The organism is Polaromonas sp. (genome assembly GCF_030680935.1).
Lineage (GTDB): Bacteria > Pseudomonadota > Gammaproteobacteria > Burkholderiales > Burkholderiaceae_C > Polaromonas.
The window spans coordinates 22,406-29,207 of record NZ_JAUXUP010000055.1 but is presented as its reverse complement, the minus strand read 5'-3'; the positions used below and the strand labels follow the sequence as shown (position 1 = coordinate 29,207).

Below are 6,802 nucleotides of genomic sequence, written 5' to 3'. Positions count from 1 at the left end.
GCTCTTCAGAGCTGGCAGAACACGCCCACGTGCACCGCTCGCGCACCTCCAAGGCAGTGACCACACTGGCTGAAAAACAACTGGTCAGCCGCAGCAGCCGCGCCGGTGACGCCCGTCAGATCCGGCTGGAGCTGACAGAGGCGGGAAGACAGCTGCATGCGCGCCTGTTTCCGCTGGTCAGGCGCATCAACCACGATGTACTGAGCGTGCTGACACCGCAAGAGGTCACCTTGCTGGCAGACCTGCTGACGCGTCTACAGCAAAGCGCCGACGCCCTGGCTGCAGAAGGAGGCCTGCCGCTGGGCGACCGCCGCCATGGCAGCAGCGCGCGGCGCTACAAGCCAGCTGCGGATTGATTTTTCGGCGTACCCCTGTGGGGGGAATCCTTCGACGGGCTCAGGACGAACGGATTTCAGCGACCGTGCGGGCCACCCTCACATGCGATCCCGGCTGTCGCGCACGCCGCGCCGCACTTCCTGCACGATGCCCAGCAGGTCCCAGAACTGCTTGGCCTGCACTTTCAGCCGGTAGTCGGTTTGGGCGATTTGTTCTTCCAGCATCTCGGTCATGCGCGAGTCCAGGTCGGCCGGGGGCAGCTTGAGATAGGCCTCGCTCTCGGAGCCGTCGCGCTCAATCACGGCGCCAGCCTTGCGGGCGATGTTGAGCATGGCGGTGTTTTCGCTCAGCGCATGAATGAACATCATGCTCACGCCCTCGTTGCGCGCATGGATCACCGCGCGGTCAAACAGCCGGGCGCCGTAGCCACGCCCACGCGCATGCTTGAGCACCGACACACCAAACTCTGCGCAGCTTTTCAGCTCGGGATCAATCGACAGCGCAAGGTGCGCCATGGCGATCAGCTCAAGCTTGCGGTTGTAAATGCCAAAAATGTCGTCGCGCTCGTAGTTCAGGCCGGACACGTAGCGCTGAATCTGCTCGTCGCTGGCGGCATAGCCAAACCGCAGGTAGCGGTCTTGTGCGTCCAGCGCCAGCAGGTGTTTTTCAATACGTTCACCGTGGCTGGGGCCTATGGAGCGGATGGGCACCATCACCGGCGCCTTGTACGGCAGGCGCTCTTTATCCTCGGCAGGCGCACGAAAGAACTCCTTGCCTGCGTCGAAGGAAGCTTTGATGAGGGTGCCGGGGGTAACCATGTGTTCAATATAAGGGTTTTCCCTAGAATGTCCAGTCTGAAAGGCGCTTTGACCCCTTGAGGCGGGGGGCATGCGCCGATTGGTAACAAAATCGGCATTCAGCCCTTTATCTATATGCGTAAGCAGCTATAAAAATAATAGCGTTTTCAGTGGCATTGGGCCCTGTTTTCGGGAATTTTTCGACATGGCAGCGGGGGCGCCCCCCTAATTCATGCAGCCAATTAGGCGCCTTGGGCGCTGCAAAAACAAGCTTCGCCGCCCTAACTCAAACCGGCACGGCTGTGGTTGTCTTGACCCGGTCCAGCACAAAACTGGTTTTACAGTCCTGCACGCTGGGGTGTTTGAGCAAGGTGTCCATGATGAAACGGCTGTAGTGCCCCATATCGGCCACCACCACGCGAAGCAAATAGTCCATCTCGCCGGTCAGTGCCGCGCATTCGACCACCTCGGGCCAGGTCTGCACACTGGCGCGAAACAGGTCCATCGGGTTGCGTTTGTGCGATTCGGTGTGTTTTTCCAGCCGGACATTGATGTAGGCGGTCAGCCCCAGCCCCACCGACTCGGGCTTGACCAGCGCCACATAACGGTCGATCACGCCGCTTTCCTCCAGCCGTTTGACGCGGCGCAGCACGGCGCTGGGCGACAGACTGACCTGCTCGGCGATCTGGTCGTAAGTAGCGCGGCCATCGGCTTGAAGGCTGCGCAATATCATCTTGTCCAGCTTGTCGAGTGCTTCCATGATTGGTATTTTGCAGGTTTACTGCGTCATATTCAAGAATGGCGCCTTCATTTGCATTAAAAGTGTGGGGTACCCCTTTTACAGTCGGAAGATCAGCATCTGAATTTGCAGGAATACCCATGAACGCCAGAGACACACACGCAAGCAAGCAGGCCGCCAACACTTGGGACAACCCCATGGGCACCGACGGCTTTGAGTTCATCGAATATGCCGCACCCGACCCTGCCGCCATGGGCGCGCTGTTTGAGCGCATGGGTTTCAAGCCGATTGCCAAACACCGCCACAAAAACGTCACGCTTTACCGCCAGGGCGGCATCAACTTCATCATCAATGCCGAGCCCGACTCGTTTGCCCAGCGTTTTGCGCGCCAGCATGGCCCCAGCGTCTGCGCCATTGCCTTTCGTGTTCAGGACGCCAAGGCCGCGTATGAACGCGCCATCACCCTGGGCGCCTGGGGTTATGCGCACACAGCTGGCCCCGGCGAGCTGAACATACCGGCGATCAAGGGCATCGGCGACTCGATCATTTATTTCATAGACCGCTGGCGCGGCAAAAACGGCGCCAAAGACGGCGACATTGGCAACATCGGCTTTTTTGATGTGGACTTTGAGCCCCTCGCCAGCGGCTCTGGCGCCGAGCTGAACCCCAAAGGCCATGGTCTGACCTACATTGACCACCTGACGCACAACGTGCACCGCGGCCGCATGGCCGAGTGGTCGGGTTTTTACGAGCGCCTGTTCAACTTCCGCGAGGTGCGCTATTTCGACATCGAAGGTCAGACCACCGGCGTCAAAAGCAAGGCCATGACCAGTCCCTGCGGCAAGATCCGCATCCCCATCAATGAAGAAGGCAACGAGAAAGCCGGTCAGATCCAGGAGTACCTCGACAAGTACCAGGGCGAAGGCATACAGCACATTGCCATGGGCTCTGACGACCTGTTTGCCAGCGTGGACGCGCTGCAACTGAGCGGCATGAAGCTGCTGAACACCAGCGACACGTACTACGAACTGCTGGACAAACGCATTCCGGGCCACGGCGAAAACGTCGCCGAGCTGCAGTCGCGCAATATTCTGGTGGACGGCAAACCCGGTGAACTGCTGCTGCAGATCTTCAGCGAGAACCAGCTCGGCCCAATCTTCTTCGAGTTCATCCAGCGCAAGGGCAACCAGGGTTTTGGCGAAGGTAATTTCAAGGCGCTGTTTGAGACCATGGAGCTGGACCAGATGCGGCGCGGCGTGCTGGCCGCGTGATGACCTCCGAGAAAATGCCCATGGCGGCGTTGCGCCCGCTTGCCGTAGCGCTGCTACTGTCTGCGCAAACGCGCCTTGCCCTGGACATTTTTCGAAGCTCTGGAAATTGCGGTGGCGATTATGGCTATTGAACCGGTTGTTTATGGCGCCAGCGACCGTCCGCCGCGCGGCGACTACACACGCGCCGGCGCAGACTACACCTGTCCGCAGGACTACGACAGCTACACCCCTGCCGACCACGACACCTACCGGCGCCTTTACGCGCGCCAGGCGGCGCTGCTTCCTGGCCTGGCCTGTGACGAGTTCATCGCCGCATTGCCTTCATTGGGCGCAAGCGACCACATCCCCCGCTTTGAAGATATCAACCAGCGGCTGCGTCAGTCCACCGGCTGGGAAATCGTCACCGTACCGGGGCTGATTCCCGAAGTACCCTTTTTCACCCTGCTGGCGAATCGCAAATTCCCGGTGACCGACTGGATACGCAAGCCCGAAGAGTTTGACTACATCGTCGAGCCCGATGTTTTTCACGACCTGTTTGGCCATGTGCCGCTGCTCTTCAACCCGATCTTTGCCAACCACATGCAGGAGTACGGCAAGGGCGGCCTCAAGGCGCACGGCCTGGGCGCCTGCGAGCAACTGAGCCGCCTGTACTGGTACACCATTGAATTCGGGCTGATCCAGCAAAAAGATGGCTTGCGCGCCTACGGCGCCGGCATCCTGAGTTCGTCCGGTGAGTTGCAGCATTCGGTGTGCAGCCCCGAACCGCAGCGCCTGCCACTGGACATTGAGCGCACCATGCGCACCCGCTACAAAATCGACAGCTACCAGCAAACCTATTTTGTGATCAACAGCTTTCAGGAGCTGTTTGACAAAACGGCGCCGGATTTCACGCCGGTTTATGAGCGGGTGAAAGCGATGGAGGAGTTGGCGGCGGATGCGGTGGGGTGAATTCAAGCAGCCAGCTTGAGCTTGGGGGAAAACCCAGCCCGTGCGGCCAGGCGAACCAGCAAATCAAGGCTGAGACTGTTGATTTTCCCGCGCTTAATGTCACTGACTCTGGCCTGAGTAAGGCCCAGCTGCACAGCCGCTTTTGCTTGGGTCAGACCACTTTGCGCAAGCCAAGCCTGCAAAGCATTCAACAAGGCAGCCCGCATGGTGAGTTCAGCGGCCTCATCGGGTTCGAACAGATCGTAGAAAACACCACGAGGATCACCCTTCACCACGCGGATCGCTTTTGCTGCTTCAGTTTTCATGCTTCACCCCTTGACTTGCTTGAATCGTTCTTGCGCCAACCTCAAATCAGGAAGGCTGGTCTTCTCGGTCTTTTTTTGAAAGCAATGCAGGACATAGACCGCAGCCCCTACATTGGCCAGATAGATCACCCGAAACGCGCCGGACGCCTCACGTATGCGAATTTCTCGTACGCCGGAGCCCACCGACTTCATCGGCTTCCAGTCGTCAGGCTCAAGGCCGGCTTGCGTTTTTCCCAACTGGTAACCCGCCTCACGCCTGGCATCAGCCGGAAAGTCGAGCAAGTCTTGCTTGCTGCTGCCAACCCAGTTGATCACCTTCATTGGTAAATTATACGAGATTTCGCATAATTACTAAAGCGCAAAAAATCAATGCATAGGGACTTCGTCATCGACAGCTTTCATGAGCTGTTTGACAAAACTGCGCCGGATTTCACGCCGGTTTATGAGCGCCTGCACGCGCTGCCAGAAATAGCGGCAGACGCCAAGGCCGTTGAAGAAGAGGCAATTCAGCACTAAAGCAACGGCGCGACCCGCCAGCTACACATCTGCGCCCCGTGTTTCATCCAGACGGCTTCTCCTACAAAAGGAGGAGGTAAAATTTTGTTACTCCGTCTACGATGAGGCTCCCGTTGATTGAACTTCCCCCTGCCCTGACCAGAAACACAAAGGTGTTGCTGGTCATGGACGTGGTGGAGTCGGTCCGGATCATGGAGCAGGACCAGGATGGCTTTGTACGGCGGTGGCAACGTTTGGTGGAGCATGCAGAACAGCAAGTGCTGCCGCTGCATGGCGGGCGCATCGTCAAAAGCCTGGGTGATGGCCTGATGCTGGAGTTTGCCAGCGCACAAGGTGCGGTCAAGGCCGCATTTTCCCTGCACCACTTCAGCCGTCAGGCCAACAGTGGCCTACCCCCAGAACATCAGACGCATCTGCGCATAGGTGGCCATTTGGCCAGCTTTGTGACGGACCAGCACGACATCTATGGGACCGACGTCAACCTCACATCGCGGGTGAGTACGCTGGCCGGGCCGGGTGAAACCATTGTTACAGCTGACCTGCGCGATCAGCTCGCGCCGGTTCTGGATGCAGACATTGAAGATCTTGGTGAGTGTTACCTCAAACATGTCAAGGAGCCGGTCAGAGCATATCGCGTCGGCCCGGCAGGTCATGCCTCGATACTTCTGCGTGGCAATGCAATTCAGCTGAACTTGCGACCAACCATCGCCGTCATCCCTTTCAGCATGCGCAGCAATGAATCGGGGCACGAATTACTCGGAGAAGCACTCGCAGACGAAGTTATCGCAGCGTTGTCGCGGACGTCAGAGCTCCATGTTATCTCGCGCCTCTCAACGACCGTCTTCCGTGATCGTCAGGATGCCATCCCGGACATTCACACCCATCTGGGCGCCACTTACATCCTGTCAGGCTCCTGTAGAAGCGCTGGAACCCGCTTGGCATTGTTTGCTGAATTGATCGAGGCCAAGACGGGACACATCATCTGGGCGGACAGCCTCAAGGGTGAGGTTCACGGCCTATTCGGTTCAGACGACGAACTGATTGCAAGACTAATTGCCTCAATCAGTTCTGCCGTGATCGTTAAGGAAGTCAGTCGAGCCCGTAGCAATTCACTCCCGAATCTTGAGGCATATACGTTGCTCTTGAGTTCTGCTGCAATGATGCATCGACTTTCTGCAAGCGATTTTGAACACGCTCGCCAAATGCTGACGACACTCATTGACCGAGCTCCCCGTGAGGCCGTACCAAGGGCGTGGTTGGCAAAGTGGCACGTCATGCGCGTGTCGCAAGGATGGTCAGAAAATCCACATAAGGATGCGATGTTGGCACTGGACTCCACCAAGCGTGCACTTGATGAAGATCCGTCGTGCTCTCTTGCCCTGACCATAGACGGATTGGTGCATGCCAATCTTCTAAAAAAGCATGACACCGCGCTCTTGCGATATGACGATGCCCTTGCGGAAAACCCCAACGAATCTCTGGCATGGCTGCTCAGGGGAACACTTCATGCTTTCAAAGGTGAAGGTGAAGAAGCCGTTCGGGAAACAGAAACGGCTCTCTCGCTATCCCCTCTTGACCCTCTCAAATACTATTTCGATTCCTTGGCCGCTACGGCAGCGATGTCGGCAAGGCAGTATGAGCGCTCAATTTTCCTGGCGCGACGTTCGCTGCGCGCCAACCGCACCCACGCTTCAACGCTGAGAGCTCTGGCTATATCCCAAGCGGAGTTGGGCCAACTTGATGAGGCACGCGATACGACTGCGCACCTGCTTCGAATTGAACCGGGCTTTACGGTAACGAAGTTTATAGAGGCTTCACCCAGCAGTCTCTACGACTTCGGGAGTCGTTGCGCTGCGGCGCTGCGCAGAGCCGGAGTTCCAGATTAAGTGA

Annotated in this window: 9 protein-coding genes; 5 read left to right on the top strand and 4 right to left on the bottom strand. The window is 57.8% G+C overall.

Going from position 1 to position 6,802, the window contains the following annotated elements; translation table 11 throughout:
- The coding region (locus tag Q8L50_RS13760) for a MarR family winged helix-turn-helix transcriptional regulator (protein ID WP_305349203.1) at nucleotides 1-356 on the top strand (356 nt) is incomplete at its 5' end.
- A 78-nt stretch (nucleotides 357-434) separates the two neighbouring features.
- Here the strand turns inward: Q8L50_RS13760 and Q8L50_RS13755 are convergent.
- Together Q8L50_RS13755 and Q8L50_RS13750 are read right to left on the bottom strand one after the other, a co-directional pair.
- The gene (locus tag Q8L50_RS13755) at nucleotides 435-1,154 is read right to left on the bottom strand and encodes a GNAT family N-acetyltransferase (RefSeq protein ID WP_305349202.1); all 720 of its coding nucleotides are present in this window, start codon (nucleotides 1,152-1,154) and stop codon (nucleotides 435-437) included.
- Nucleotides 1,155-1,419: 265 nt separating this feature from the next.
- Complete coding sequence (locus tag Q8L50_RS13750) at nucleotides 1,420-1,893, bottom strand: Lrp/AsnC family transcriptional regulator (protein WP_305349201.1); 474 nt, start codon at nucleotides 1,891-1,893, stop codon at nucleotides 1,420-1,422.
- A 119-nt stretch (nucleotides 1,894-2,012) separates the two neighbouring features.
- Here Q8L50_RS13750 and hppD point away from each other — a divergent pair, with 119 nt between their 5' ends.
- Both hppD and phhA read left to right on the top strand, forming a co-directional pair.
- Nucleotides 2,013-3,143 (top strand): 4-hydroxyphenylpyruvate dioxygenase, encoded by a 1,131-nt coding sequence (gene hppD, locus Q8L50_RS13745; protein ID WP_305349200.1) that lies wholly within the window; start codon nucleotides 2,013-2,015, stop codon nucleotides 3,141-3,143.
- A gap of 120 nt (nucleotides 3,144-3,263) precedes the next feature.
- A complete protein-coding gene (gene phhA / locus Q8L50_RS13740; RefSeq protein ID WP_305349199.1) occupies nucleotides 3,264-4,091 on the top strand; it encodes a phenylalanine 4-monooxygenase in 828 nt (275 codons plus the stop codon).
- A 2-nt stretch (nucleotides 4,092-4,093) separates the two neighbouring features.
- On the opposite strand, the gene Q8L50_RS13735 is transcribed toward phhA, so the two are convergent.
- Nucleotides 4,094-4,396 (bottom strand): helix-turn-helix domain-containing protein, encoded by a 303-nt coding sequence (locus tag Q8L50_RS13735; protein ID WP_305349198.1) that lies wholly within the window; start codon nucleotides 4,394-4,396, stop codon nucleotides 4,094-4,096.
- A 3-nt stretch (nucleotides 4,397-4,399) separates the two neighbouring features.
- Nucleotides 4,400-4,717 (bottom strand): type II toxin-antitoxin system RelE/ParE family toxin, encoded by a 318-nt coding sequence (locus Q8L50_RS13730; RefSeq protein ID WP_305349197.1) that lies wholly within the window; start codon nucleotides 4,715-4,717, stop codon nucleotides 4,400-4,402.
- Nucleotides 4,718-4,765: 48 nt separating this feature from the next.
- Here Q8L50_RS13730 and Q8L50_RS13725 point away from each other — a divergent pair, with 48 nt between their 5' ends.
- On the top strand, nucleotides 4,766-4,912 hold the full coding sequence (locus tag Q8L50_RS13725) for a hypothetical protein (protein ID WP_370869803.1): 147 nt from the start codon (nucleotides 4,766-4,768) through the stop codon (nucleotides 4,910-4,912).
- A 113-nt stretch (nucleotides 4,913-5,025) separates the two neighbouring features.
- Nucleotides 5,026-6,798, top strand: a complete 1,773-nt coding sequence (locus Q8L50_RS13720) for an adenylate/guanylate cyclase domain-containing protein (RefSeq protein ID WP_305349196.1) — start codon at nucleotides 5,026-5,028, stop codon at nucleotides 6,796-6,798.
- Nucleotides 6,799-6,802: the final 4 nt, after the last annotated feature.